The 26,733-nt window shown below is 64.1% G+C and carries 28 protein-coding genes and 2 pseudogenes; 11 read left to right on the plus strand and 19 right to left on the minus strand.

Annotated elements, in window-relative coordinates; translation table 11 throughout:
- Positions 1-23: 23 nt before the first annotated feature.
- Both BC1002_RS07625 and BC1002_RS07630 read left to right on the plus strand, forming a co-directional pair.
- Positions 24-485 carry an SRPBCC family protein gene (locus BC1002_RS07625; RefSeq protein WP_013089480.1) on the plus strand — a complete coding sequence of 154 codons (462 nt, stop codon included), beginning with the start codon at positions 24-26 and terminating at the stop codon, positions 483-485.
- Positions 469-834, plus strand: coding sequence for an ArsR/SmtB family transcription factor (locus tag BC1002_RS07630; RefSeq protein ID WP_013089481.1), 366 nt, complete (start codon positions 469-471; stop codon positions 832-834). Before BC1002_RS07625 ends, BC1002_RS07630 begins: the two co-directional genes overlap by 17 nt.
- A gap of 181 nt (positions 835-1,015) precedes the next feature.
- Here the strand turns inward: BC1002_RS07630 and BC1002_RS07635 are convergent, their stop codons facing one another.
- The gene (locus BC1002_RS07635) at positions 1,016-1,381 is read right to left on the minus strand and encodes a hypothetical protein (protein ID WP_013089482.1); all 366 of its coding nucleotides are present in this window, start codon (positions 1,379-1,381) and stop codon (positions 1,016-1,018) included.
- Positions 1,382-1,630: 249 nt separating this feature from the next.
- Positions 1,631-2,428, minus strand: a complete 798-nt coding sequence (gene tam / locus BC1002_RS07640) for a trans-aconitate 2-methyltransferase (protein WP_013089483.1) — start codon at positions 2,426-2,428, stop codon at positions 1,631-1,633.
- Positions 2,429-2,520: 92 nt separating this feature from the next.
- Between tam and BC1002_RS07645 the strand changes: the two genes are divergently transcribed.
- The 3 genes from BC1002_RS07645 to BC1002_RS07655 all read left to right on the plus strand — a co-directional run bounded on the left by BC1002_RS07645 (position 2,521) and on the right by BC1002_RS07655 (position 4,628).
- The gene (locus BC1002_RS07645) at positions 2,521-3,420 is read left to right on the plus strand and encodes a LysR family transcriptional regulator (protein ID WP_013089484.1); all 900 of its coding nucleotides are present in this window, start codon (positions 2,521-2,523) and stop codon (positions 3,418-3,420) included.
- A gap of 83 nt (positions 3,421-3,503) precedes the next feature.
- Entirely contained in the window at positions 3,504-4,127 is a 624-nt protein-coding gene (locus BC1002_RS07650) for a glutathione S-transferase family protein (RefSeq protein WP_013089485.1), read from the plus strand.
- Positions 4,128-4,283: 156 nt separating this feature from the next.
- Positions 4,284-4,628, plus strand: a complete 345-nt coding sequence (locus BC1002_RS07655) for a hypothetical protein (RefSeq protein WP_013089486.1) — start codon at positions 4,284-4,286, stop codon at positions 4,626-4,628.
- An 85-nt stretch (positions 4,629-4,713) separates the two neighbouring features.
- Here the strand turns inward: BC1002_RS07655 and fabV are convergent, their stop codons facing one another.
- Positions 4,714-5,910 carry an enoyl-ACP reductase FabV gene (fabV, locus tag BC1002_RS07660; protein ID WP_013089487.1) on the minus strand — a complete coding sequence of 399 codons (1,197 nt, stop codon included), beginning with the start codon at positions 5,908-5,910 and terminating at the stop codon, positions 4,714-4,716.
- Between the two features lie 133 nt (positions 5,911-6,043).
- Between fabV and BC1002_RS07665 the strand changes: the two genes are divergently transcribed.
- Positions 6,044-8,560, plus strand: coding sequence for a penicillin-binding protein 1A (locus BC1002_RS07665; RefSeq protein WP_013089488.1), 2,517 nt, complete (start codon positions 6,044-6,046; stop codon positions 8,558-8,560).
- Positions 8,561-8,614: 54 nt separating this feature from the next.
- Here the strand turns inward: BC1002_RS07665 and BC1002_RS07670 are convergent, their stop codons facing one another.
- Complete coding sequence (locus BC1002_RS07670) at positions 8,615-9,967, minus strand: MFS transporter (protein ID WP_013089489.1); 1,353 nt, start codon at positions 9,965-9,967, stop codon at positions 8,615-8,617.
- Between the two features lie 292 nt (positions 9,968-10,259).
- On the opposite strand from BC1002_RS07670, the gene BC1002_RS07675 reads away from it, so the two are divergent.
- Positions 10,260-10,667 (plus strand): hypothetical protein, encoded by a 408-nt coding sequence (locus BC1002_RS07675; protein ID WP_013089490.1) that lies wholly within the window; start codon positions 10,260-10,262, stop codon positions 10,665-10,667.
- Positions 10,668-10,739: 72 nt separating this feature from the next.
- On the opposite strand, the gene BC1002_RS07680 is transcribed toward BC1002_RS07675, so the two are convergent.
- From BC1002_RS07680 to BC1002_RS07700, 5 genes are all read right to left on the minus strand, one after another.
- Complete coding sequence (locus BC1002_RS07680) at positions 10,740-11,186, minus strand: cupin domain-containing protein (protein ID WP_013089491.1); 447 nt, start codon at positions 11,184-11,186, stop codon at positions 10,740-10,742.
- A 4-nt stretch (positions 11,187-11,190) separates the two neighbouring features.
- Entirely contained in the window at positions 11,191-11,874 is a 684-nt protein-coding gene (locus tag BC1002_RS07685) for an FMN-dependent NADH-azoreductase (protein WP_013089492.1), read from the minus strand.
- Positions 11,875-11,978: 104 nt separating this feature from the next.
- On the minus strand, positions 11,979-13,052 hold the full coding sequence (locus BC1002_RS07690) for a DNA-binding protein (RefSeq protein WP_013089493.1): 1,074 nt from the start codon (positions 13,050-13,052) through the stop codon (positions 11,979-11,981).
- A 558-nt stretch (positions 13,053-13,610) separates the two neighbouring features.
- The gene (locus BC1002_RS36150) at positions 13,611-13,991 is read right to left on the minus strand and encodes a hypothetical protein (protein WP_238537928.1); all 381 of its coding nucleotides are present in this window, start codon (positions 13,989-13,991) and stop codon (positions 13,611-13,613) included.
- 133 nt (positions 13,992-14,124) lie between these two features.
- Positions 14,125-14,844, minus strand: coding sequence for a response regulator (locus tag BC1002_RS07700; protein ID WP_013089494.1), 720 nt, complete (start codon positions 14,842-14,844; stop codon positions 14,125-14,127).
- A gap of 511 nt (positions 14,845-15,355) precedes the next feature.
- On the opposite strand from BC1002_RS07700, the gene BC1002_RS07705 reads away from it, so the two are divergent.
- The 3 genes from BC1002_RS07705 (at position 15,356) to BC1002_RS07715 (ending at position 17,415) form a co-directional block, all read left to right on the plus strand.
- Positions 15,356-16,042 carry an NnrU family protein gene (locus BC1002_RS07705; RefSeq protein ID WP_013089495.1) on the plus strand — a complete coding sequence of 229 codons (687 nt, stop codon included), beginning with the start codon at positions 15,356-15,358 and terminating at the stop codon, positions 16,040-16,042.
- Between the two features lie 153 nt (positions 16,043-16,195).
- The gene (locus BC1002_RS07710) at positions 16,196-16,903 is read left to right on the plus strand and encodes an SDR family NAD(P)-dependent oxidoreductase (RefSeq protein ID WP_013089496.1); all 708 of its coding nucleotides are present in this window, start codon (positions 16,196-16,198) and stop codon (positions 16,901-16,903) included.
- 47 nt (positions 16,904-16,950) lie between these two features.
- On the plus strand, positions 16,951-17,415 hold the full coding sequence (locus tag BC1002_RS07715) for a RidA family protein (protein WP_013089497.1): 465 nt from the start codon (positions 16,951-16,953) through the stop codon (positions 17,413-17,415).
- Between the two features lie 110 nt (positions 17,416-17,525).
- Here the strand turns inward: BC1002_RS07715 and BC1002_RS07720 are convergent, their stop codons facing one another.
- The 7 genes and pseudogenes from BC1002_RS07720 to BC1002_RS37670 all read right to left on the minus strand — a co-directional run bounded on the left by BC1002_RS07720 (position 17,526) and on the right by BC1002_RS37670 (position 23,219).
- Entirely contained in the window at positions 17,526-17,726 is a 201-nt protein-coding gene (locus tag BC1002_RS07720; protein ID WP_013089498.1) for a hypothetical protein, read from the minus strand.
- A gap of 115 nt (positions 17,727-17,841) precedes the next feature.
- Positions 17,842-18,009: pseudogene (locus BC1002_RS38775) on the minus strand (MFS transporter); the annotation flags it as partial.
- A complete protein-coding gene (locus tag BC1002_RS07725) occupies positions 18,006-19,304 on the minus strand; it encodes an HlyD/EmrA/EmrK family protein (RefSeq protein WP_013089499.1) in 1,299 nt (432 codons plus the stop codon). The gene BC1002_RS07725 and the pseudogene BC1002_RS38775, both read right to left, overlap by 4 nt.
- Positions 19,305-19,338: 34 nt before the next feature.
- Complete coding sequence (locus tag BC1002_RS07730) at positions 19,339-20,859, minus strand: efflux transporter outer membrane subunit (RefSeq protein ID WP_013089500.1); 1,521 nt, start codon at positions 20,857-20,859, stop codon at positions 19,339-19,341.
- A gap of 54 nt (positions 20,860-20,913) precedes the next feature.
- On the minus strand, positions 20,914-21,351 hold the full coding sequence (locus BC1002_RS07735; protein ID WP_013089501.1) for a MarR family winged helix-turn-helix transcriptional regulator: 438 nt from the start codon (positions 21,349-21,351) through the stop codon (positions 20,914-20,916).
- Between the two features lie 107 nt (positions 21,352-21,458).
- On the minus strand, positions 21,459-23,021 hold the full coding sequence (locus BC1002_RS07740) for a DHA2 family efflux MFS transporter permease subunit (protein ID WP_013089502.1): 1,563 nt from the start codon (positions 23,019-23,021) through the stop codon (positions 21,459-21,461).
- A gap of 30 nt (positions 23,022-23,051) precedes the next feature.
- Positions 23,052-23,219, minus strand: a complete 168-nt coding sequence (locus BC1002_RS37670) for a hypothetical protein (RefSeq protein WP_013089503.1) — start codon at positions 23,217-23,219, stop codon at positions 23,052-23,054.
- A 301-nt stretch (positions 23,220-23,520) separates the two neighbouring features.
- On the opposite strand from BC1002_RS37670, the gene BC1002_RS07745 reads away from it, so the two are divergent.
- Positions 23,521-24,231, plus strand: a complete 711-nt coding sequence (locus BC1002_RS07745; RefSeq protein ID WP_013089504.1) for an SDR family NAD(P)-dependent oxidoreductase — start codon at positions 23,521-23,523, stop codon at positions 24,229-24,231.
- Positions 24,232-24,262: 31 nt separating this feature from the next.
- On the opposite strand, the gene BC1002_RS07750 is transcribed toward BC1002_RS07745, so the two are convergent.
- The 3 genes and pseudogenes from BC1002_RS07750 to BC1002_RS07760 form a co-directional block, all read right to left on the minus strand.
- Positions 24,263-25,216: a LysR family transcriptional regulator gene (locus tag BC1002_RS07750; RefSeq protein WP_013089505.1), complete on the minus strand. Its 954-nt coding sequence runs from the start codon at positions 25,214-25,216 to the stop codon at positions 24,263-24,265.
- Positions 25,217-25,295: 79 nt separating this feature from the next.
- On the minus strand, positions 25,296-26,396 hold the full coding sequence (locus tag BC1002_RS07755; RefSeq protein WP_013089506.1) for an NAD(P)H-dependent flavin oxidoreductase: 1,101 nt from the start codon (positions 26,394-26,396) through the stop codon (positions 25,296-25,298).
- A gap of 85 nt (positions 26,397-26,481) precedes the next feature.
- Positions 26,482-26,729: pseudogene (locus BC1002_RS07760) on the minus strand (MFS transporter); the annotation flags it as partial.
- Positions 26,730-26,733: the final 4 nt, after the last annotated feature.

Consider the following 26,733-nt stretch of genomic DNA (forward strand, 5'->3'; position numbering starts at 1 on the left):
AATATGCAGCCAGGAGGCTGCATATGAACTCATCGACCGATCGCATCGAAAAGCAGATTCTGTTGAAGGCGCCGCGCTCGCGCGTCTGGCGCGCGCTGGCCAACGCAGAGGAATTCGGCAAATGGTTCGGCGTGAACCTCACCGGCAAGCAGTTCGTCGCCGGACAATCCACGCAGGGGCACATCACCTACCCGGGCTATGAGCATCTGGTGATGGACGTGCTGGTCGAGCGTGTCGAGCCCGAGCATCATCTGTCGTGGCGCTGGCATCCGGCCGCGATCGACATCACGATCGACTACACACCCGAGCCGACCACGCTCGTCGAATTCGATCTGAGCGAGGTCGAGTCCGGCACGCTGCTGCGCGTCGTCGAATCGGGCTTCGACCAGTTGCCGGTCGGGCGCCGCGCGGAAGCGTTCCGGCTGAACGACGGCGGCTGGGGACAGCAGATGGTCAATATCGAACGATATGTCGGCGCGGGTTAAGGCGGGCTCCGCGCAGGCGGGTCTCAAGGCGGCGACGCTGCGCCGTTCGGCGTCGGTGTTCGCGGCGCTCGGTGACGAAACCCGCCTGCGTCTGGTCGCGGCGTTGTGCGCGGGCAGTGCGATGTCGATCGCGCAGCTGACGGCCGGCACCGACATCACACGGCAGTCGGTCACGCAACATCTGCAGGTGCTGGCCGACGCGGGCCTCGTTCACGATGTCAAGGTCGGACGCGAGCGCCTGTGGGCGTTCGAGCCCGCGCATCTGGACGCGGCGCGCCGCGCGCTCGACGCGATTTCGCGGCAGTGGGATCAGGCGCTGCTGAAGTTGAAGACGACGGTCGAGGAATGAAGGGCGGGGCGGTCGCGGCAATTGCGCGAACCGGCCAAAGATCACGCCCGGAGGCCGGTGCCGCATTTTTTACCGACTGCAAGTCACGCATCGTGCGCGGAAGCGCGCAACAACGCAAAAGGGGCCAATAAATTGGCCCCCCGGAACACCGCAAAAAAAGGAAGGAAAAGCCGGCCCGCGGCTAATCGGCGATCCGCTTGTCGGCCAGCGCGCTCTGGCAGTCGGCTATAACCTGGCGGACGAGCCGGGCTTGCGGATCGAGTTCGTCGGTATCGAGAATTTCCTCGACCGCGTCGCGCGCCCAATCCGTATCGACGAAGCGCGCGTGGCGCCGTGCGATTTCGACGGCGGTGGCCGACAGCTTCGCGATGCACAGCCAGTCGGCTTCGCGCGCTCGGCGGTCGAGCCACTTGTGCGCGGACTGCACGTGAAACGCCGCGTCGGGCCAGTCTTCGTTCAGATAATAAGCGCCGAGGCTTCCGCATGTGAGCCAGCACAACAGCTCCAGGCGGTCACGGGGACTCAAATGTTGGCGTACATCACTCATGGCGACGCTCGCTGCAGTAAATGGCTTCCCGGTGAGGCCGGCGGGCGCCGTCCTCCGCTTTTTACAAACATTAGCATGCGGAATTCCCGGGCGGCAATTCCTGACCAACCCTAGCGTGCGGCACCGCAACAGGCTGGCTTTCGGGCGATGCATCCGCGACGTGCGCGGGACGCCCGGTCGACCTCGGAGGACTCGCCGGAACCCCGCCGCGCGGGGTTCAGCGGCTGGCGCCGGTTCCCGCGCGCGGCCTCACCGTTCGCCGCGCGTCGCAACGATGAAAAGCCGCGGAAACGGCAGCAGCACCGTGCCATCGGCGAGCGCCGGGTAGGCTTTGGCGATTCCGTCGCGATAGCGTTGAAGAAACGCGCTGCGTTCGGTGTCGTCGAGCGCGGCGAGAAACGGCCGCAGCGCGCTGCCCTTGAACCATTCGACCACTGCGTCGGCGCCTGCGAGCGGGTGGTGATAGACCGTGCGCCACACGTCGACGCGCGCGCACAGCGGCTTGAGCAGCGCGTAGTACCAGTTCGCGTCGTGGCGCATGGTGCGCTCGACACCCTTCAGCCTGGACGCCCAAGGCCCATCGGCGGCGATTTCGCGCAGCAGCCGGTGCGCCGGTTCGTCGAGATTGACCGGCATCTGCACGGCGAGGCTGCCGCGCGTCGCGAGTTTTGCCACCAGCGCGGGGAACAGCCGCTCGTGGTTCGGCACCCATTGCAGTACCGCGTTCGCGAGGATCACGTCGAAGGGGCCGCGTGCGTCCCACGTCGACACGTCGCTGATGTCGAAGCGGAATTGCGGCAACCGCCGACGGGCCGCCGCGATCATGTCGGCCGAGCTGTCGATGCCGCTGACGGACGCACCCGGCACCCGCTCGGCAAGTACCTCGGTCGAGTTGCCCGGTCCGCAGCCGATATCGACCGCGCTCCGGGCACCGTCCAACGGCACCGCCGCGAGCAGATCGCGCACCGGCCGCGTGCGCTCGTTCTCGAACAGCGTGTACTGCTTCGCGTGCCAATCGCTGTGCTCGTTAGGGGTTTTATCGGTCATCTTCTGCTCCTTCGCGGTTCGTTGAGGCCATTCTCAGCCGCGATCAGCCCCGAGTAAAATGAATTTATGATTCCAATTACTTCATTTTTCTAATGAAAATCGACACGCTCGGCGTGCAGGCGTTCGTCGCGATTGCCGATCGCGGCAGCTTCCAGAGCGCGGCGGATTCGCTACACGTAACGCAAACTGCGATTACGCAGCGGCTGCGCAAGCTCGAAACCTATCTCGGCGTCACGCTGATCGAGCGCACCACGCGTTCGATGGCGCTCACCGATATCGGCCGCAACTTTCTGCCGCAGGCGCGCCGTCTGCTCGGCGAATTGGCCGATGCGCTGGTCGAAATCCGCGAAACGGGTATCGCGCGACGCGGCGACGTGTCGATCGCGTGCGTGCCGACCGTCGGCGTGCAGTACCTGCCGCGCATCCTGCAGGCCTATTCGGCGCACTATCCGCACAATCGCATCAAGATTCTCGATCACGCGTCGGCGGCGGTGGAAGAGGCTGTGTTGCGCAGGGAGGTCGAGTTTGGCATCAATATCGCGCGTGAGCATCATCCGGATCTCGCCAGCGTGCCGCTCACCGAAGACCGCTATGTGCTGATCTGCCACGAAGACCATCCGCTCGCGAAGCGGCGGCGCATCGCATGGCGGCAGTTGCAGGCGTTCCCGTTGATTTTCGCCGGCGAGGTCAGCGGCAACCGCGCGCTGCTCGACGTCGCGTTGGAATCCAGCGAGCTCGCGCTGCGATCGTTCTACGAGGTGCAGCGCAGTTCGACCGCGCTCGGGCTCGTCGCGCAGCGTGTCGGCGTGGCCGTGGTGCCCGCGCTCGCGCTGCAAAAGGGCGCGTATCCGACCGTGCGCACCGTCGAGCTCACGCAGCCCACCGTGTCGCGCACACTGGTGCTGGTCGCGCGCAAGACCGCGCAGTTGTCGCCGGCGGCGCAGGCGCTGTACGACATGATCCGTGAACAGGCGACGCTGAAAAGCGGATGACGCCGCGCCGCGCGCAAGGCAAACTCACTGGCTTCCGGGTTTGATCCTTCAACCCGTTTTACCGACGCGACACACAACCACCGATGCTGCAGATACTCGGCAAGACCACCTCGATCAACGTGCGCAAGGTGCTGTGGACCTGCGCGGAACTCGGACTTGCGTTCGAGCAGGAAGACTGGGGCTCGGGCTTTCGCTCGACCGATGTCGCCGAATTCCGCGCGCTCAATCCGAACGCGATGGTCCCCGTGATTCGCGACGGCGACTTCGTGCTGTGGGAATCGAACTCGATCATCCGTTACCTCGCGAACCGTTATCGCGGTGACGGGCTCTATCCGGCCGATCCGGTCGAGCGCGCGCGCTGCGATCAATGGATCGACTGGCAGGCGAGCGAATTGAACCGCTCGTGGAGCTACGCGTTTCCGGCGCTCGTGCGGCATTCGCCCGAGCATCAGGACCCGCGGCAGATCGCCGCGTCGTGTGCGAACTGGTCGAAGCATATGGCGATCGTCGAGCAGCAACTGGCGCGCACCGGCGCGTATATCGCGGGCGAGGCCTTCTCGCTCGCCGATATTCCGATCGCGCTGTCCGCGAACCGCTGGCTCGAAACGCCGCAGCAGCACGACGATTTGCCGGCGGTAGCCGCTTATATGACGCGCCTGGCCGAGCGCGACGGGTATCGCAGGTATTGCCGTAACGGCACGCCGTAATCGTTGATTCGCGCGGCTTCGGCAACTCGCCGATGCTTACGGAATCCGTCTTTGACTCTTACGCATGGCTTTCGCGTTGCCGCGCCGACGGCTGCTGCGCGGTGTACCCCGCGTCGCCTACAATGGCGCCCATTTAGCGACATTGAAGGTCCAACGATGCGGGTAACAAAATTCGCGCTGGCCGTGCTGACGGCGTGCTTCACTCTGAACGCGAGCGCCGAGATGACTGCCGCCCAATACAAGAAATGGGCGCACGCCGACAACAATTCGATCTATGCGGCGTACATCACCGGCACGATCAACGCGTTCGGCTGGGCGAACGGCGATCTGGTCTCGCGGAAACAGCCGCAGCTGTTCTGTCCGCCAGAAACGCTGGCAATCGGCAACCAGACGGTCTATCCGCTGCTCGATGCGTTCTTCGCGAAGCACCCGGGCATTTCCGACGATTTTCCGATCGGGCTCGCGATTCTGCGCTCGTTGCAGGGCGCGTATCCGTGCTGACGTGTGGAAGGAGTGAGGGGAGGGGCTAAGGCGGGGGCAACAGCAGGGGGCGAACTCGCGAAGCGGGCCCGCCCCCCCCTGTGAATCAAACCTGCACGAGATTCGGAATCTGCACGTCCGGATTGACGTCCGCCTCGTAATCGACGCCCTTCATTTCAAAGCCGAACAGACGCAGGAAATCGGTCTTGTAGCCGGCGAAATCGGTGAGTTCGTAGATGTTGTCGTTGGTCACCTGGTTCCACAGCTCCTGCACACGGCCTTGCACCTGCGGATCGAGTTCCTTGTAGTCCGCGCGCAGACGGCCTTCGTCGTCCAGATGCGGCTGGCTGCCATAGAGGCTGTCCTTGTACAGGCCATAGACCTGCTCGATGCAGCCTTCGTGCGTGCCTTTTTCCTTCATCACCTTGAAGAGCAGCGACAGATACAGCGGCATCATCGGAATCGCGGAGCTCGCCTGCGTGACGACCGCCTTCAGCACCGAGACACGCGCATCGCCGCCGTTGGCCGCGAGCTTTTCACGGATGCCGAGCACCTTCTGGTCGAGATCCTTCTTGGCCGCGCCGATCGAGCCGTTCCAGTAGATGTCGTGCGTGATCTTCTCGCCGAGGTAGGTGAACGCGGTGGTCTTCGCGCCGTCGGCAAGCACGCCGGCTTCGCCCAACGCGTCCATCCACATCTGCCAGTCTTCGCCGCCCATCACCGCGACCGTGTGCGCGATTTCTTCCGGCGTCGCCGGTTCGAGCACGGTTTCCTTGATCACTTCCTTGTCGGTGTCGATGCCGCGCAGGTTGACTGCCTTGCCGATCGGTTTCAGGACCGAGCTGAACACTTCACCCGTTTTCGGGTGCTGGCGCTTCGGCGCAGCGAGGCTATAGACGACCAGATCGACCTGGCCGAGATCGCGCTTGATCACTTCGATGGTGCGCGCCTTCACTTCGTCGGAGAACGCGTCGCCGTTGATGCTGGTCGCGTACAGGCCTTCGGCGGTGGCCAACTTCTCGAACGCCGCGGTGTTGTACCAGCCGGCCGTGCCAGCCTTGGTTTCGCTGCCGGCGCGCTCGAAGAACACGCCGAGGGTCGACGCGCCCGAGCCGAACGCGGCGCTGATGCGCGCGGCGAGGCCATAGCCGGTCGACGCACCGATCACGAGCACCTTCTTCGGCCCGTTGGCAATGGGGCCGCGTGCCTTCACATACTCGATCTGTTCCTTGACGTTGGCTTCGCAGCCGGTCGGATGGGTCGATACACAGATGAAGCCACGCACACGCGGTTTGATGATCATGAAGCACCTCTTGTCGGAATTGGCGACATTATAGTGGCCCGCCGGAGCCGCACTCCATCCCACGAATGGAGCAAAAATCGGCGCACCCCCCACATCTTGGTACGATTGCGCCTTTCCCAGCCGACGACAGCACGTGAAGCGCCTCTTTTCCTCCTTTCTGGCGGCCCTCGACAAAGGGCTGACCCTCGCGAACCCGCTTTTCGCGAAGGCCGCGTGGCATTTGCGCCACCCGACCCGCCGCACGTTCGCGTGGGGGCTCGCCGCGCTGCCGGTGCTGTTCGTGCTGTACGTGCTGCTGCTGATTCCGTTCACGCCGAGCATCGGCGACATCCGCAAGGCGAAGATCGAGCAGCCCGCGCAGATCCTGTCGGCGGACGGCAAGCTGCTCGCCGAGTTCAAGCCGTCGAACCGCGAGTGGGTCAAGCTGAAGGACATCTCGCCGAACGTCGTGAACGCGCTGATCGCGACCGAGGATCACCGCTTCTATCAGCATTTCGGACTCGACTGGCGGCGCACCGCTTCGGCCGCGCTGCACACGTTCTCCGGCGACCGCCAGGGCGGCTCGACGATCACCCAGCAACTCGCGCGCAATCTGTATCCCGACGAGATCGGCCGTGCGCCGACGCTGACGCGCAAGCTGAAGGAAGCGATCACCGCGCTGAAGATCGAGACGTTCTACACGAAGGACGAGATCCTCGAAACCTACCTGAACACGGTGCCGTTCCTGTACAACGCGTACGGCATCGAAATGGCCGCGCGCACCTATTTCGACAAGCCCGCGTCCGAGCTGAACGTGCTCGAAGCGGCGACGCTGACCGGCATGCTGAAGGGCAATGCGTACTACAACCCGGTGCTGAACCCCGAGCGCGCGTTGCAGCGGCGCAATACGGTGCTCGCGCAGCTGGTCAAGTACGGCAAACTGACGCCCGCCCAGTACGACGGGCTCGCCCGCAAGCCGCTGCGTCTGGACTTCGAGCGCCAGATCGAGCCGCCCGGACCCGCGCCGCACTTCACGCAGCAGCTGCGCAAATGGCTGGTCGCGTGGGCTGATCGCAACGACTACAACATCTATTCCGATGGACTCGTCGTGCGCACGACGATCGACTCGCGCCTCCAGACGATGGCGACCCAGGCGGTCACGCTGCAGGGCAACCAGTTGCAGAACATCGCGAACTCGGCGTGGGGCACGCGCGCGGGCTGCTCGGCGGACAAGGACCTGCTGCGCACGTTCCTGCGCGAAACGCCCGACTTCCGCGCGGCCAAAGACACGGGCCTGTCCGACGACGACGCGCTCAAGCACCTGCTCGCCGATCGCAAGCTCGTGCAAAGTGTGTGCGACACGAAGACGCGCGTGCAGGCCGACTTCCTCGCGATGGACCCGCGCACCGGCGAGATCAAGGCGTGGGTCGGCAGCCGCGACTTTGGCGTTGATCCGTTCGATCACGTGCAGCAGGCGCGCCGTCAGCCGGGCTCGACGTTCAAGCCGTTCGTGTACGCGGCGGCCTTCGAGGCCGGCGCGAGGCCCGACGACAAACTGCCCGACAATCCGGTCCAGATCGAACTCGCCGGCGGCGAACTGTGGAAGCCGAACGACGAGGACGAGCCGAGCGGCCGCATGATCAGCCTGCGCGATGCGCTCGCGTATTCGCGCAACCGCATCACCGCGCAGGTGATGGAGTCGGTCGGTCCGAACCGGGTCGCGAAGCTCGCGCGGGCGATGGGCGTGCGCGACAGCCAGCTCGACCCGGTGCCGTCGCTTGCGCTCGGCACGAGCCCGGTCACGCTGAAGGAAATGGTGTCGGCGTATGGCACGATCGCTAACCTCGGCGGCTACGTCGAGCCGCTGATGGTTACGCGCATCGAGGACCGCAACGGCAACCTGCTCGCCGAATTCAGCCCGGCCACGCCGAGGCGCGAGTTGCCCGCCGACGCGGCGCGCACGCTCGTCGACGTGATGCGCGACGTCGTCAGCCGCGGCACCGGCGCGAGTATCCGCACGCGCTTCGGCGTGCGCGGCGACGTCGCGGGCAAGACCGGCACGACCCAGGGCAACGCGGATGGCTGGTTCATCCTGATGCAACCGCAACTGGTGGCGGGGGCGTGGGTCGGCTTCAACGACAGCCGCGTGACGTTGCGCAGCGATTACTGGGGGCAGGGGGCGCATAGCGCGCTGCCGATCGTCGGCGATTTCTTCCAGCGCGCTCAGCGCTCGCGGCTCGTCGACAGCCACATGAAATTCGATACCGCGCAGCAGCCCGGCTGGTTCGCGGAGCGCGCCGAACGCTTGCGCAACTGGATCGAGAGCCTGTTCACGCGCACGCCGGCGCAGCCGGACAAGCAGGTCGTGGCGCGTGCTCCGGCGCGGCGCGCACCGGTGGCGCCGCCGGCGTCTGCCGTGGCTGCACCGGCGGCGTCAGAGGCAGCGGGCGCGTCCGCAATGCAGGGCGAAGTGCGCGAAATGCCGCCGTTGCTGCCGGCGCCTGGGGCGGAAGCGGCTCCCACGACCCCGCCCGGTAATACCGTCGACGGCGAAACGCATGGCGGCGGTGCGGCCGCGCTCGCGCCGACCCCGACCCCAGACGACGTCGTGCCGCCCGATGCGGGCGCTCCGGGCGGCGAAGGGTCGAATAACGGCAGCGGGGCGAACTGAATGCGACCCGGGCGCGCTGCCCGGGTGCGTATCGAACTCGGTGAGGCAGAAGGGCTAAGGTCTCGCGACGCCCGCTTCACCCGACGGCCGCGCATGCGGATTCCCATGCACCGTCTCGAGCGACGTGTCGTGATGCAGCAACAGCACCGCCGCCATCCCGATCAGCCCCGCTCCCGCGAGGCATAGCAGCCCGGCGCCGAAGCCACCGGTGCTGTCCTTGATCCAGCCCATCGCGAACGGGCCGAAGAAACCCGCCAGATTGCCGAGCGAATTGATCGCGGCGATGCCGCCCGCGGCCGCCGCGCCCGACAGAAACGCGGCCGGCAAGGTCCAGATCACCGGCAGGCAACCGAAGATGCCGAAGCCGGCAATCGACAGCGCAATCATCTTCAGCACCGGATTGTCGAGTCCGGCCGAGACCGCGATGCCGCCCGCCGCAATGAACAGCGCGATCGCGACGTGCCAGCGGCGCTCCAGGTGGCGATCCGAATGCCGCCCCCACACGATCATGCCGATGAGCCCGATCACGTACGGCAGCGACGTGACGAAACCCGTCTGCAGATTGGTCAGACCGAAGGCCTTCACGATCTGCGGCAGGAAGAAGCTCAGGCCGTAGTTGGTCGCATTCGCGCCAAAATAGATCAGCGCGATGGCGAGCACGCGCGGATTGATCAGCGCCTCCTTCACGCTGAAGTGGCGCACCGCCTCGCGATGCTCACGCTCCTGCTTCTGGCGCGCGATCAGCCAGTCGCGCTCCTCGGTGCTGAGCCAGGTGGCATCGGCGGGCTTGTCGGTCAGATAGAACAGCACCGCGAACGACAGCAATACCGCGGGCGCCGCCTCGATCAGATACAGCCACTGCCAGCCGCCGAGTCCACCGATGCCGTCGAGCGAAAGCAGCGCGCCGGAGATCGGGCCGCCGATCACCGTCGACAGCGGAATTGCCGCCATGAAATAGCCGACCACGCGCCCGCGATACGCGGCCGGAAACCACAAGGTCAGCAGAAAAATGATGCCCGGGAAAAAGCCGGCCTCGGCGATGCCGAGCAGAATCCGCAGGCCGTAAAACACGTGCGCGGGCGAGAGCCCGGTGAAGCGCGCGATGTCCGGTATGAAGGCCATCGCGCCCGCGAGAATGCCCCACGAGAACATGATTCGCGCGATCCAGCGGCGTGCGCCGAATCGTTCGAGCAGCAGGTTCGACGGCACTTCGAAAAAGAAGTACGCGAGAAAGAACACGCCCGCGCCGAAGCCGAACGCGCTCGCGGACAGATCGAGCGCCTTGTTCATCTGCAACGCCGCGAAGCCGACGTTGACACGATCCAGATAAGCGATGAAGTAGCACAGCATCAGAAACGGGATGAGCCGCATCGTGACGCGGTGAAGGGTACGTGCCTCGAGATCCATATATGTCTCCTCCGGTTCGGCGACCGGTGTATGCCGCTATGTGGTGGGGTCCGCGGTTCGATATGCCTGTCCGTCGAACAGGCATCGCTACAGACTAAACGCTCAAAAGGGATTCTGGAAGCTCTTTCGTGAACCGCATGGTCCGCTCATTGCGGACGTCGTCGCGGCCTCGAGCTTGTGTCCATTGTTAAGAGCCACGCAACAGTGTTTTCGGTTGTATCGGCTGATCTTGCGCGAACGATTCCGGATAATTACTGCCTGACTAATCAGTTAAAAATGCAGGTGATCCACGATGTCGAATCAGGGTTCGGACAGTCTTGCCGAAGCGTGCAAAACGGTGCGGGAATTTGAAGCCGAGCGCGTCGCGAAAGTGGCAGGCGCAGAAAGGAAGAGGGCGCCGCTGCTCACGCGCATGCGCGCAGCGGTCGCGGTTGCGCTCGCATGCGCGAGTCTGGTCGGCTGCGCGTCGAGCACGGATGTGGTCGCGAGCGGCAAGCCCGGCAGCTACACGGTCGCCGCGAGCGCGACCGGTGGGCGCATGGCCTGGGCGCGCGCGCATGAACTCGCGATGAACGAGGCGCGCGACTACTGCGATCGTCGCGGCATGCAAAGCAGCGTGAACAGGGAGACCGTCAGCGGCGTCAGCGCGATGACCGCGCACGCGTCGTCGGTCAGTTTCGAGTGTCATCCGCGCTTCTGACGCAGCGTGGCGCGCGGCTCGTTGCATTTGCATCGATCCGCGCGGGCGGCGAGTGCCGCCGCCCGATGACAGTCATTTTTTATCGAACGTCACCAGGTGTTGGTCGTTCGTATCCGCGACGAAAATCGCGAGCAGTTTTGCGGGCTCGGTCGTGCTCGCGTTCTCGCTGACCATGTGATGCGCGCCGGGCTTCTCGGTCCACGATTCGCCCGCATGGTAGACCCGCTCAGCCCCGCTATCGACACGGCTGCGGATCGCGCCCGACAGCACATAGCCCACCACGAACGCCTGGCCATGCCGATGCGGCGCCGATTTGCCGCCCGGCGCATAGTCGACGACGAGCGCGGTCATCGTCTTGCCCGGCACGTTGGCGATCGGTACGGCGAAAGCGGGGGCGATGGTTTCGTGAGGGGCAGCGCTCGCCTCACCGGTGTCGGCGGCAAAGGCGGACTGCCACGTTCCCGCGAGCGCCGCGCCGGCGAGCAGTGCCGACGCGAATAGAGTGCGGATCGTATTCATAGCTTCACTCCGCGACAGCCTGGCACAACGCCTCGGCTTGCTGGTTTGCCCCGCGTTCGCCTTGTGCCCACTGCGCCGCAACCGTGGCCAATTCTCCACGCGCACGTTCGAGCGCCGCGGTCCGCGCTTCGGGATTGGCGAACTGTAGCGGCTGCGCATCGACGAAAGTCGGCGCGGCGACGCCAAGAAAACCGAATGCAGCCTTCAGCGCGGGCGTTAGCGCATCCATCGATTCATACGGCGAGCCCGCGCGCAGATCCGCGCCGCGGCTCGTGATGAACAACACCTTGTGGCGGCCGAGCTGCCCGACGATGCGGCCGTCTTCCGCGTGCAGGTAGGTCACGCCGGTCCGCGTGACGCTGTCGATGAACGCCTTGAACACCGACGGCATCGACCAGTTGTACATCGGCATCGCGAACACCAGCGCGTCGGCGGCGAGCAGGCGCGCACACAGCGCATCCGACGCCGCCAGCGTCGCCCGCATCGCCGCCGTGCGCTCTTGCGCGGCCGTGTAGGTGGCGATCGCGAACGCTTCGTTGACGTGTGGTGGTGTATCGACTGTCACATCCAGATAGTCGACGTCGAACTCGACGCGCTCTTCGCGCAGACGCCCGAGAAAATAGCGGGCGAGTGCGCGGGAATTGGATCGCTCGCGCTTCGCGCTGGCGTCGACGTGCATGATCTTCATGTTGACCGTCCTTGCGGTGGGTTTAACGTGAGATCAGATTAGACGGTCGACTGGTTTGGTGGAATAACCGGTTTTGTCGAATTCGAGGTGGCCACTTATGCCACTTATTGCGACTTGGGTGGCTTGGCGCTGGTCGAACGTTTGACGAACGGTCCGCCTGAGAAACCCGCCGCTGCGCGGCCTTGCGCGGATGATTTTTCGCGGGCGCGGCGGGCAGGGCGCGCGGACGTTCTTTCCGTCCGCGTGGTCTCGATCTGCCGCGACAGCGTGTCGATACGCTGGCGCAACAGGTCGGTCGCAGCCGCCCGTTCAGCCAGCAACGCATCCTTTTCCGCGAGCTGCCCACGGGTCTCGGCATGCCGCGCCGCAGAGGCAGCCAGTTCCGCCTTCGATGCGGCCAACTCGTCCCGCAGCGCGTCGCGCTCGGTTCGCGATTCGGCTTCGAGCGTCGCCGCCCGTTCGTGACTCGCCTGAAGCTCCTTGCGCAGACGTTGCGCCGCGGCCCGTTCACCGTCGATTTCCAGCAATGCGCGCTTTTCCGCCGCGGCGAGCCGCTGCTCGTTCTGCTCGTGCGAGCGGCGCAGCTTCGCCAGTTCGTCGGCGAAATCGCGGCGGGCATCGGCGAGCGCGGCGGCTCCTGCCGCGATTTCTTCCTTCGATGTCGTCAGTTGCGCTGCCAGCATGTCGTTGGCGGTTTGCAGCTCGACGATCCGTGCCTCGAGACCCGCAATCCGCGTGCGCAGGGTCGCGGCGTCGTTGGCCGCCTGTTCTGCCTCGTCGACCGCTTCCTGACGCTGCCTGTCTCGTTGCTCGGCCTGTTCTTGCGCCGCGGCGATTTGCGCGTCGGCGTCTTGCCTGAACACGTCGAGCGCGGCGGTCGCAGCGTCGCTCGATAGACGCCACATCTGCGCCGCGAACTCGCCGGCGGCCGCTGCGACCTCGGGCGGCAAATCCGGACGGCCGACGTCGACGCGCGTTTTGTCACGCACGTCGGTCCAGAAATCGCGCAACGCCTTGGCCGGCGCGCTCATGCTGCCTTTGCGCACCAACTGATACAGGCGGTTCGCGGTCGGAGTTTCTCCGTACCGGAAAAACAGCAGCGCACAGACTTCGCGATAAAGCGTCTGCGTGTCGGGCGCGTTCTGACGGGCGACTTCGATATCGGCTTCGAGGGTCATGTGAAAGCGCCTTGGGAAGATGGAATTCGAAGAAATCTTAAACACGACATTATAGTACTAATGTCGTGTTTAGGAACTATAAATGTAGTGTATTGAACAGCTTACGTTGTATTATCAACGCTCCGCGGAGTTTTGTCTTGTCCAGCAGTTGCCGCCCGCGATGTCGTAGCGCTGCGATTCAACAACGCCGCTGCAGGCGGCCCGCGACGTGGAGAGTCCTACGGGCTGCAGACTCGGTGCTCGATGGGTAGTGGCAGCGGTCATGGGCGATCGCGACAGATGGTTTGCTGGTGCGGAGCGCCCGAATCGGCAGCAGTCACGCAGTCCAACGGCGGGAGCGTCACCAGGGAAGCCGGCACTCGGGTCATGCTTACGCTGATTCGGGGCTGAGGCCAAAATCCCACGCGTCGGGCTGTGCTACAAATTGGCCGGCTCCGCGGACGACGCCAATCCGCTTTCGATTCCATAACGCACCAGGTCCGCGTCTCGTTCGATACTCAGTTTGAGCACTGCCGCGCCCTTTTGCGTACTGATCGTTTTTTACTGCGACGCAAAAGCTCAGATCGCCGCCATACGCGGCGACAGATAGCGACCATTCGCGTAGGCGGCATGTACCGCAATCGTCAGGTTAGTGATCGGATCAGTCTTGCTGAAAATACAGCATTGGCCTTCTTGCATCAGCAGGCGCCCAACCGCCGGATTTTCCATCATGCTCAGCACAACCCCACGCGCACGTTCGGAGAGTGCTAGCGAATGGCAGCGAAAAGCGCCAGTCCGTCGCCATAACGTCCGCCGGGCATCACGTCGTCCGAGACAACCACGTCGCAAGGCGAGTTCGTCGGCGCGTCTATCAGTTCGGTCGAATTTTTCGCCGTGCCAACAACCGAGATCGTGATCGCAGTGCACAGCAACCGTGGCGGAACTCGAGCGCAGTTCCACGCCGTGCTTCTCGTGTCGTGCCTATTGACAATGGATCCGGTCAACGACGGAATGCAGATCCGCAAAAATGCAAGCATCCGGTAAGAAATTTACTTCTCAATGTCATTTTGAAAGGCACAATCGCTTCGTGCCTCTATTCTGTGGAGGAAGAACTGTCAGAGGTCTTCTGCGACGAAGTCACGAGCCCATTTTCCATCGCATACCGAAACAGATCGACTTCTCGTTCAATGCCGAGTTTTTCCATCGCCTTCGATTTCTGAGTGCTGATGGTTTTCTTGCTGCGACTCAATTTCTCGGCAATCTCGTTCACAGTCAGCCCGGATGCAAAAAGACGCACAACTTCGGATTCGCGCTGACTCAGCACGTCCGATGAACCCCTGCCCCGACGGTTCCAGTCGATCGACTGGACGATCTGATTGATCGTTGGCGAATAGTATTTGCCGCCGCTATGGACGGCATGAACGGCAGGGATAAGGTGGGTGCCAGCATCGGATTTGCTGACGATGCACGTCACACCTTGTGTAACGAGCGCACGTATTACCGCCGGGTTGTCCAGCATGGTTAGAACGACGATCTTGATCGCGGGATAGCGACGTTTGATCAGAGAGAACAGCGCGATTCCATCACCGTATTCGCCCGCAGGCATTGCGTAATCGGATACGAGAACGTCGCATTGTGTGCTCGTGAGAAGCGCGATCAGCTCAGTCGAATTTCTCGCTGTACCGACCAGCTGGATTGTCTTCACCTCTGCAAACTCATGCGAGATGCCGCTGAGCATGACAGGGTGGTCATCGGCAAGGATGACCCGAATTGCGAACGCATCCATATTGTCGATATCGTCGAGATAGGACATTTGTATGATAGTCAGCGCCGGGATGTTTGCTCTGCGGGTTTACCTTCACGCTTTGCGATCCTGAGTTTCTTTTCATCCAAAGACCTGAGACGTTTAATTTATTGCGTGGAAAGGTCGCCCTAGTCCATCCTCGTCGTCAGCAACCTCATTCTTGATCTAAATCTCCAGGCAGCGCACCCCGACGCGGTGCCCAGTGCCCCGCCTGCGCGGCCGATCCGATGGCGAGTGTCCCCGCCGTTGCGACGATGAGACTACCAATGAGCGTATTCCGGCTGAACATGATCTCTCTGCCTTGCAAAGTTGACTTCAGCGAGAGATCGATCACCTACTCTCTTTAACGACGGGCGGCTCACGTCCCGTCGACGGGCCGTGCAAAGGCTAGTAACCCAAGCCGGCTGCCCGCGCGCGGCAATCGAACTCGCGAAAGGCTTGCCGCGCTCATTGCGGCACACGAAGTAGTATTCTCCAGTGCACACGTTCGACCGATCATCTGACTCGAGGAGCCGGGCCCATGGAAAGCACACTTGTCGTGGCGGCGTTCGCTTTTGTCGGCAGCCACTTTCTCCTGTCCCATCCGCTGCGGGCCGGTATGGTCCGGGCAATCGGCGAACGGGCCGCCATGGGCGTCTATTCGCTGATCGCGATACTGACTTTCGGCTGGATGGTCATGGCTTACGACCGGACGCCCGTCTCCGAGCCGCTATGGCCGGCAGGCAACGTGCTGTGGGCGGTTGTGACCGTGGTCATGCTGATCGCATCGATCCTTCTGATGGGCTCGCTGATCCGCAACCCGGCGTTGCCCACCGGTGGCCGGCCCGCCGCTCTGCCCGAAGCGGCGCACGGCGTGTACGCGGTCACACGTCACCCGATGATGTGGTCGTTCGCGCTGTGGGGACTGTGCCACATCGCCGTTCTCCCGGTCACCCGAAACATCGTGCTTGCCGGGGCGATCATCATCCTCGCGCTGGTCGGCGCCACATTGCAGGACCGCAAGAAGCGGCGACTGCAACCCGATCTGTGGCCCGCGTGGGAATCGAAGACGAGCTATCTGCCGTTCGCGGCGATCGCCGCCGGCCGCGCGCGGCTGGGTGGGTTCGGCATGCACGCGCTGGTTGGCGGCGTGGTTTTCTGGCTCGTGGCGACCTGGGCGCATATCCCGCTTTCCGGTTGGCCGGCGGGCATCTGGCGCTGGCTGTAGCCGGCCGATTCCACGAGATTTGTTCTCGTGGCGCAAGACTCTTTGTCCACGGTGTGTGTTCGAATTCGCGGCGGATGCGCCTAAAGTGCGCTGCATCGAGTCCATCGATTCGAACGGCCAGCAGGCCGAATCAATCACACTGTGAGACAAACCATGAGCACTTCCAAGGTCATCATCGTCACCGGCGCATCGCAAGGCATCGGCGCTGAAACCGTCAAGGCTTTCCGCGCGCAGGGTCATCGCGTCGTCGCCACGGCTCGTTCCATCGCACCGGCCGTCGAGGCCGACTATGTCGCCGTGGCCGGCGACCTCGGCGACGCTGCTACCGCTCGCCGCGTCGTCGACGCTGCCATCGAGCACTTCGGCCGCGTCGATACGCTCGTCAACAACGCGGGGATCTTCATCGCGAAGCCTTTCACGCAGTACACTGCCGAAGACTACGCGGCGATCCTGAACGTGAACCTGAACGGCTTCTTTCACATTACCCAATACGCGATCGAAGCGATGCAGAAGCATGGCAGCGGCCACGTGGTCAGCGTGACCACGACGCTCGCGGAAAAGGCAAACAGCAAGGTGCCGTCGGTGCTCGCGTCGCTGACGAAAGGCGGTCTGAATGCCGCGACCCGTTCGCTCGCCATCGAATATGCGCACGCCGGTATCCGCGCCAATGCGGTGTCGCCCGGCATCATCAAATCGCCGATGCATCCCGCCGAATCGCACGCGGCGCTCGCCGCGATGCATCCGGTCGGGCGCATGGGCGACATGAGTGACATCGTCAATGCGATCCTCTATCTCGACTCGGCACCGTTCGTGACTGGCGAAATCCTGCACGTGGACGGCGGCCAGAGCGCAGGCCAGTAAACGGTCTAGCGCCGCCCGCACTCGACACCACACTCAAGGAGCTCATCATGTCCGTCCAACAGAAACTCGCCGACCTCGGTCTCGAACTGCCTGCTCCGCCGCAACCGCTCGGCAGCTATACGGCTGTCAGCGAAGCCGGCAACCTGCTCTTCATCTCCGGGCAGGTGCCGTTGTCCGCCGGCAAGATGGTCTATACGGGGCGCGTCGGCGAGACCCTGACACTCGAACAGGGCCGCAAGGCCGCCCAACTCGCCGGGCTCAACGTGCTCGCGCAGATCTCGCGGCATCTCGGCGGCTTCGAGCGCCTGAATCATATCGTTCGCGTCGAGGGGCACGTCAGTTCCGCCGATGGTTTTTTCGATCAGCCTGCCGTGGTCGATGGCGCGTCGGATCTGTTCGCCGCCGTGCTTGGTGACAAGGCGGGACATGCGCGTTCGGCGTTCTCGCATAGCCAGGGTCCCGCCAACGCCGCCGTCGTGATCGTCGTCATCGCTGAGATTCTGCCCGTCTGATCGACTCGCACCGCGCACGATGCTCGCCCTTCCCGCTTCGCGGCACGCTGCACCGCATTCCTCGCGTCAGCTATCCGCCCGCCGCGATACCGCCGCGAGCGTCGTTCGTGTCACCACTCCTTGATGGCCACGTCGTAGTCCTCGTCGTGGAACGCGACGAGAAACTCCTCGGGCATCAACCACGAGTCGACGCTCACGCTTTGCGCGCCAACGTCGACCGCGACTTTCGCGTCGGGGTCCACCGACTTCATTGCATGCTCGATCGTCGAAACATCGTTTGCGCGGATTTCGGTTTTCATCGAGAACTTCACGTTTTCCCTCCCCAGTCAGCAACGTTAGAGCCAGGCGTAGCTCGCAATCATCCGGATTTGTCTGGACCCCGGCCACGGTTCCTCGCGGCGTGCCGACCCAGTGAATCGCGGTGGCGAGAATGCCCAGCGCGATACCGAATGGGACGATGCCCGTCCGGCCATAGCGTGTCATCGACCAGCCACTGACCGTCGCACCGATCGCACCGCCGAATGACGATGCAGATACTAGCGCCCCCTGCCGTTTCGTGCTCTGTCGCGAACGGCTCGCGCTGATTCGGATCAACCAGCGTTCGCCTTGCGCTGATGCGTCGCCACGCGCTGCGATTGCGGTTGCGTGACCGGCGCGCGCGAGACCATTTGGTTTTGCCCGATGATCTTGTCGATCTCGGCATCGGCCTGTGCATCGTATTGCGCAAAAACATCGGTGCTGTAGCGCGTGTTCCGCGCCGCGCCCAACTGCGAACCGGATTCGTCGCGCGTGTCGGCATCGACTGCCATCGACAGTCCGATGCGCAGCGGATGCGCGGCCAGCTCGGCCGGATCGAGCGCGATGCGCACCGGCAGCCGCTGCACGATCTTGATCCAGTTGCCGGTGGCGTTCTGCGCCGGCAGCGTCGCGAACGCGCTGCCCGTGCCCGCTGAGAAGCCCTCGATACGTCCGTGATACCTGGCGCCTCGGCCGTAGACGTCCGAGGTAAGCGTGACCCGCTGGCCAATCCGCATGTGCTTGAGCTGCACTTCCTTGAAGTTCGCGTCGACCCAGACCCCGTCGAGCGGCACGATCGCCATCAGCGGCGTGCCGGGTGCAACGCGCTGGCCGACCTGAACCCGGCGTTGCGCGACATAGCCGGTCACCGGCGCCGGCAACGTATCACGCGCATAGGCGAGCCACGCGGTCCGCACTTTCGCGGCGGCGGCCTGCACGTCCGGATGCTGTTCGACCGTCGTGCGGTCGGTCAGCGCGTGATTGGCTTCGCCCTGCTGGCGCGCGGCGTCGAGCGCGGCCTGCGCGACGCTGACCGCGTCGCGGGCGTGCGCGATGTCCTCGGCGGACACGGCGCCTGTATCGGCGACGGCCTCGCGGCGGTGCAAGTCGTCGCGGGCTCGGCTCAGATCGGCTTCGCGCTGCGCGACATGCGCCGCATAGAAGTCATTGTTGACATACAAGCCGCTAACGCGGCGCACGGTCTGGCCGAGCTGCGCTTCGGCATCGGCGAGCGCGAGTTTTGCATCGGCCGGATCGAGCGTGACGACGGCGTCGCCTTGCTTCACGATTTGGGTGTCGTCGGTGTTGACGGCGATCACCGTGCCGGTGACCTGCGGCGTCAGTTGCACGAGATTACCGCTGACGTACGCATCGTCGGTCTGTTCGTGATAGCGGCCCTCGGTGAAGTAGTAGGCGCCGTAGGCCGCGCCCGCGAGCACCACCGCGGCGCCGAGCAGCGCGATCAGGCGCTTGCGGCGTGCCGGCGGCGTGGACTTGTCGTCGCCTTGGGGCGTGACCGGCGCTGGCGTGCCGGCCCTCTGTTCCTCTTCCCGATCCGCCAGTTCGCGGTCGGTCGTGATCGAATCGCTCATTGCAGTTCTCCTGATAGGTCTCCCGACGTGCCGTTCAACGGGCGGCAACCGCGGATTTGACTTGACTGGTGGGTGCGGCGGCGACGTCCCCGTGATGGCCGGTTTGTGCCGACGTATCGACATAGCCGCCGCCCAACGCCGACGCGAGCTGGATCTGCTGGTCGCGACGGTTCATCTTCAGATTGGCGATCGCCTCGTCGGCGTTCAGCGCGGTGACGTCGGCGTTGAGCACGGTCAGCTGGTTGGTCAGGCCGGCCTTGTATTGCGTGGTCGCCAGGCGATCGGCATCGCTCGCGGCCTGCTGCGCGGCCAGCGCATCGCCGAGCTGCGCGTCGCTCGAACGGATCTGCGCGATTTGCGTGGCCACGCCGCTCAGCGCGCCGATCAGCGTCTGGTTGTAGGTCGCCACCGCATAGTCGAACTCGGCGTAGCGGCCCTTCAACTGCGCGCGCAACTCGCCCGCATCGAAGATCGGCAGATGGATCGCCGGGCCCACCGATGCGGTGCGGCTCGCGGCGCTCAGGAAGCGGCCGAAGCCGAACGCGTCTAAACCGATCGCGGCGCTCAGGTTGATGTCGGGATAGAACTCGGCCTTCGCTTCCTTCACTTCGTGCGTGATCGCATCGACGCGCCAGCGCGCCGCGACGATGTCGGGCCGCCGGCTCAGTAGATCGGCCGGCAGGTTGTCCGGCAGACGCACGTCGTCGTCGCCGGCGAGCGTCGGCCGCGTGATTGCCAGTCCGCGGTCGGGACCCTTGCCAAGCAACGCCGCCAGTTGATACCGGGTGCTCCGGATGCTGCCGTCGAGCGCGCTGACGCGGGCGCGGCTGGTCGACAAATTCGCCTCGGCTGTCTTGCGCTCCAATTCGGTGTCGAGTCCGTTTGCGATCCGGCCCGCGGTGATGCGCTCGATCTGCTCGCGCCGCGCGACTTCCTGCTGCGCGATGTCGCGCAAAGCGTAGAGCCGAGCCAGCTCGTTGTAACTGCGGGCGATCGAGGTGTCGAGCGTGAGCCGGACGACTTGCGCGTCGGCCTCGCTCGCGGACGCCTCGGAGACAGCCGCGCGCAGCGCCTCGCGGTTCTTGCCCCACAGGTCGAGATCGTAAGAAGCGCTGAGCAGCTCCTTGTTCTCGGTCTGCCAGGAGCCGGCGTACGGCGGCGGAATCAACGCAGTGCTGCTGAATTGCTGGCGCGTCAGCGTGTACGACGCGTCGACGCGCGGCAGCGTATTCGCCTTCGCCGTTTCGCTATAGGCTTGGGCCTGCGCGACCCGGGCGCGCGCCTGCTCGAGCGTCGGGCTGCCTTGCAGCGCCTCGGCGATTAAAACTTTCAGTTGCGCGTCGCCGAACTGGTCGACCCAGTCGGCCGACGGCCAATGCCCCTGCTCTTGCGGGAGGCTCCGGGACGTTTCCAGCTGTTGTGGTTGATCGATCTGTTTGTCGCTGTGGATGCCCGCATAGTTTGCACATGCTGCCAGCACTGCGAAAGAGATCACCGAAACACCGAGCTTCAGCGAACGGCCGACGATGTTGGCCTTAGAAGGCTGCGTTTTCATTTTCTGACAAATCAGATTAATGGTGAAAAAAAGCGCGGCCCACGGCCGCGCCGCTCAATCGCCTGTGAACTTTCGAAGCAGGCGGTCCAGCTCGGCAAACTCGGCCTTCGTGAATTTGCGCAAGCGGGCGTTCAACACATGCGGTGCGACTTCCGGAATTCGCGCCGCGGTTTTCTGCCCCTCCGCGGTCAACGTCAGATTGACCACGCGGCGATCTTGCGGGTCGCGCGATCGTTGCAGCAGCCCCTTCGTTTCCAGCTTGTCCAGCATCCGCGTCATCAGGCCGGTGTCGATTCCGAGCAGCTTCGACAGCTCGAAAGGCGTGGTTGCCACACCCTGCTTCAGCGAAAGCAGGATGCCCATTTGCTGACCGTTGATGTCGAGGTCCTTGAGGGCCGCGTCCATTTCCGCGACGACGACGTTGCGGGCCTTGACGAGCCTGAAGCCGATACTCTGTGTAAGCATGAAGTTCTTCGTCGTGTAGTGGTCCATGGCGGCGTCCTCCTTGTTGATTCGAACATTATCTGCATTGTCAGATAATGTCAACAAGAGGATGGTGTGTTTCATTTTCCGCCCCAAATCGGGTTGGCCAATCGGGTTCAATGTCCACCGGCGGCCGCCGCGCCCGCGGCGCCAGCTTTGGTCGGCTTCGTCACCCAGATCAGCGGGATGATCACGACGAAGATCACCGCCGAGATCCAGAAGATGTCGTTCAGGCCCAGCATCGTGGCCTGCGCGTTCAGCGAAGCCTCGTAAAACGCCGTGGCCTTGGGAATGCTCGCGTCTAGTGCCGCCTGCAGGTGCGCGATCGCGCCGGAAAAACCAGGGTCCTCTACGCTGCTTTGCTCGGCAAGTCGTGCATGGTGGAGGATCGTACGGTCGCTCCACGCGTTGCTCATCAGCGAGGTGCCCACGGCTCCCGCGAAAATCCGCACGAAGTTGGACAGACCCGCCGCCGCCGGAATCTCCTCCGGCTTTAGACCCGACAGGATGATCGCTGTCAGCGGCGTGAAGAACAGCGCGGTCGGAATACCTTGCAGCAAAGTGGGCAGCACGAGCGTCCACGCGTCGGCGCCGGTCGTGTAGTTGGAACGCATGAAGAACACTCCGGCGAATCCGACGAACGCAAGCGTGGCGAGCACCCGCATGTCCGAGCGCGGCATGAGCTTGCCCATCACCGGCGCGAGGATCACGGCGAAAATGCCGAGCGGCGCGGTCACGAGCCCCGCGTCCACCGCGCGGTAGCCGAGGAAGCCCTGAATCCACTGCGGCAGGATCACGAGATTGGCGAAGAAGATCGCATAGGCGACCGAAATCGCAATCGTGCCGCCGAGGAAGTTGCGTCTGGCGAAAAGCCGCAGGTTGACGATCGGCTTTTCCTCGGTCAATTCCCAGATCAGGAAGAACAGGAAGCTGACCACGGCGACGATCATCAGCGCCCAGATCACCGGCGAGCTGAACCAGTCGAGGTCGCGGCCCTTGTCGAGCATGATCTGCAGCGGCGCGACCCATGCGATCAGCGAGATCAGGCCGACCTTGTCGATCGGGAGTTTGCGGGCCGGCGTCTCGCGATCGCGGTAGATCGCCCAGATCGCGCCCGCGGCAAACAGGCCGACCGGCACGTTGATGTAGAAGATCCACGACCAGCTGTAGCTATCGGTGATCCAGCCGCCGAGCGCCGGCCCCGCGATCGGCCCGACCGTCGCCGTCATCGCCCACAACGCCAACGCGTTCGAACTTTTTTCCTTCGGAAACGACGCGAGCAGCATGGCCTGCGACAACGGCACCAGCGGCCCCGCCACCGCGCCCTGCACGACGCGGGCGATCAGCAGCACCAGCAGGTTCGGCGCGAGCCCGCACGCCGCCGATGACAGCACGAACAGCAGGATCGCCGACACGAACAGCTTGACCTGGCCGATGCGCTGCGAGAGCCACCCTGTCAATGGAATCGACACCGCGTTGGCCGCGGCAAACAGCGTGATGACCCATGTGCCTTCGTTGATCGACACGCCGAGGTTGCCGGACAGCGTCGGAATCGCGACGTTCGCGATCGACGAATCGAGCACGTTCATGAAGGTGGCGAGCGCCACGGCGAACGTGCCGAGGACAAACTTTGCGCCAGTCAGCTGGGCCGGCGCGCCTGGATTGGTCGATGGATTCATTTACGTCCTCGTCTCGGTTCGATGCGCCCGTCAGTGCCGGGCGATTATCTGCAATATCAGATAAATGACCAAAAAAATGCTGCTCTGGCGGTCGAGCAGCCTTGCAAGAAGCAGGTTCAACGCGTCGAAGTCCGACTCCGAAGCGTGTTGCGCGCGGCGACGGCCTGCCCTCTCGAGCTTGTCCAGCACGCGGGTCATCGATCGCTTCCTCGATATCTGACTTCAATATATTTGACTATGCAGATTGTAGCAAGCGGATTCCCTCGTCGTATGCGCTACGCGGTGGAAAACTGAATTGATCTACCGACGACAATCGCGACCAGCACCGACAGGACCACTATCGACACGCGCCATCACTCACCGCTTGTTCCTGCGGCTCACAACTGTTTGTCCGCGCCTTGTGTGCAAAAGCGGAGCACGACTGCATAAATTAGTAGCCATCGGAACCAACCAACAGTCCGATCACAGATTGCTGATCCAACCAACTTCGAGGTTCACTATGAGTCAGTCTCCCAAAGTCATCGTGGTCACCGGCGCATCGCAAGGCATCGGCGCCGAAACCGTCAAGGCATTTCGCAAGCTCGGCCATAACGTGGTCGCGACATCGCGCAGCATCAAGCCGTCCGACGATCCCAACCTCGTCACCGTGGCCGGTGACATCGCCGATCCGGCCACGGCTCGACGCGTGATCGATACAGCGGTCGCGCGTTTCGGTCGTGTCGATACGCTCGTCAACAATGCGGGCATTTTCGTGGCCAAGCCGTTCACCCAATACACGGCCGAAGATTACGCGACGATCACCGGCATCAATCTCGCGGGCTTCTTCCACATCACGCAGCTCGCGATTGCCGAGATGGAAAAGCATGAGCGCGGCCACGTAGTCAGCATCACGACGACGCTCGTCGATCACGCGATCGACGGCGTGCCATCCGTGCTGGCCTCGCTGACCAAGGGCGGCCTTGCCGCCGCGACCCGCTCGCTCGCGATCGAATATGCGAAGCGCGGTATTCGCGCCAATGCGGTGTCGCCCGGCATCATCAAGTCACCGATGCATGCGCCGGAAACCCATGCGGCGCTCGGCGCATTGCATCCAGTGGGTCATATGGGCGAGATGAGCGACATCGTGAATGCGATCGTCTATCTCGACTCGGCGCCGTTCGTGACTGGCGAGATCCTGCATGTGGACGGCGGCCAGAGCGCGGGACACTGAGCGAGCCAGCCGATGAAGCCGCGCGCGCCGCTCAGTGCGCGCGCGTGCGCGGCGCGGGCACTGGAGGTGTCGTGGGTTTGGCCAACTGCTCGATCAGAAATTCGACGAAAGCCCGCACGCGCGAAGTCAGATAGCGCGCGTGCGGATAAAGCAGGATGAATGGCCGCGTGCGCCCGCCCGCCTCGCGCAACACTTCCACGAGCCGACCTTCGCGCAGGTCGTCCGCCACGACGAAGCGATACGTCTGAAAGAGACCCGCGCCGGCACGCGCGAGCGTCACGCCGGCGAGCGCGTCGCCCGAAGTTCCATAGCTTCCCCGCGTCAGCACGTCGGCATTTTCAGGCGAGCCTTCGAAGGTCCACGCGAGATGACGCCCGCTGCTCGGCATTTCGAACTGGATGCATTCGTGGGCCTGCAGGTCCTCGATGGTTTTCGGCACGCCCGCGCGCTTCAGATAGGCGGGCGTCGCCACCACGACCATCTCCGCATCTTCGAGCTTGCGCGCGACGAGGTTTGAATCGGCCGGTGCGCGTCCGCGTATCGCGAGATCGAAGCCCTCGTCCGCGAAGTCGATGTTGCGATTGCTCAGGTGCGTCTCGACCCGGACTTGCGGATAGCGCTTGCGAAACGCCGGCAGCAGCGGCAACACGCGATAGTGCCCGTACGGCGTCGGCATGCTGATGCGCAGCACGCCGGCCGGCGTGGTCTGTTCGCCCGTCACTTCGCGCTCGGCGTCCATCAGTTGCGACAGGGCCTGACGGCACTGCTCGAAATAGCGCCGCCCCGCGTCGGTCAGACGGATCTGGCGCGTCGTGCGTACGAACAGGCGCACGCCGAGCCGTTCCTCGAGCCGCGCGACCGAGCGGCTCACGGCCGCCGGCGTGACACTCGCGGCGTTGGCCGCGAGCGTAAAGCTTCCGAGCTCCGCCGCGAGGCAGAAGAGCTCGATGCTGCCCAGCAGCAGATCGTCGAATTTGCGTTGCATGCCTGTCTCCCTTTGTTCTTTTGTTTCGAGGACGCGTGCCGATGTCTTCGATCGATGCGAGGCATGAAAATCAGACTGCTCAGTTCCACACCGATTGCAAGCGCTCGATACTTTCACGCGTTTCGCGTTCCAGTTGCGCGATCAGCTCGCCGGCGGGCAGCGAACGCGCAAGCGGCGCGGCCTGGCCCGCCCATTGCGCGCCGTAGCCGAACTCACCCTTGGCTTTGGCGGCTGCATTGAGCGCCTTGCCCGCGTCGTAGGTGATCGGATAGGACGGTGTACGCGGGGCTCGCGGGTCCTCTCCGAGTGCGGTGAAGCGATTGACGATGCTGCGCGCGAGGCGCCCCGAAATTGCCGACGTGAATGTCGTCGAGCGGGCCGCGTCGCTGAGCAACGCGCTGCGATATGCGTCGTCGATCGAGGTTTCCGGGCACGCGACGAAGGCCGTGCCCATTTGCGCCGCCTGCGCGCCCAGCGCGAGCGCGGCCGCGATGCCGGCGCCGTCCATGATGCCGCCCGCGGCGATCACGGGCAGGTCGAACTCGCACACCAGCAGACGCGTCAGCGCGAACGTGCCGAGGCGCTCGTCGCGCCCGGTCGTGTCGAAGATTCCGCGATGACCGCCCGCCTCGATGCCCTGCGCGACGATCGCATCGACGCCTGCTTCGACGGCCGCCGCCGCTTCATCGAGATTGGTCGCGCTCGCCAGCAAACGGATGCCCGCGTGCTTCAGTTGCGCGATCACCGCATCGGGCGGCAAGCCGAAATGGAAGCTGACGACGGCCGGCTTCTCCGCGAGCAGCATCGCCTGCATCGCGGTGTCGACGACGAAACTCGTGTAGATCTCGGAGAGCGCTTGCGGCGGCGTCGCGCCGTATTGCCGGAACACCGGTTCGAGCCAATCGAGCCATGCACGCTCGACGGCCGCATCGGGGGTGGCCGGACGATGGCAGAACACGTTGATGTTGAACGGCTTCGTCGTTAGCTCGCGGGTCTGGTGGATTGCCCGGCGCGCGTTCTCTGGGTTCATCGCGGCAACGCCGAGCGAGCCCAGACCGCCCGCGTTCGACACCGCGGCCGCGAGCGCCGGCGTGGTGACGCCGGCCATCGGCGCCTGAATGATCGGCTTGTGGATGCCGAGCGTGCGCAGTAACGCGCGATTGTCCGCTTGAGTGCTCATGTTCCCTTCCCACCGGATGCGTTAAAAGGTTCAATGTACATGCCGGCTTGCCAGCTTGTCAGGCTCCGGCGCGGCCGTGCAGCCAGCGCGCGAGCTTGCCGATCGACGGCAACAGGCCCGCGAGCGTCATACCCACGGCACACGCAAAGCCGCGAACTGCCACCGCTGCGTGACGGACGCCTGCGGCACCATCGCGAGCCCCGTGAGCACGAGGCACGCAACGATCATGCGCCAGCTTCCTGACCGATCGGCCAGCGCGCCGAGGCGCGCGGCCAGCAGCATGCTCCCGAGCGCCGAGCATGCCATAACCACGCCCGCCGCGCGCGGCCGGTGAAGA

The organism is Paraburkholderia atlantica (assembly GCF_000092885.1).
Classification (GTDB): Bacteria; Pseudomonadota; Gammaproteobacteria; order Burkholderiales; family Burkholderiaceae; genus Paraburkholderia; species Paraburkholderia atlantica.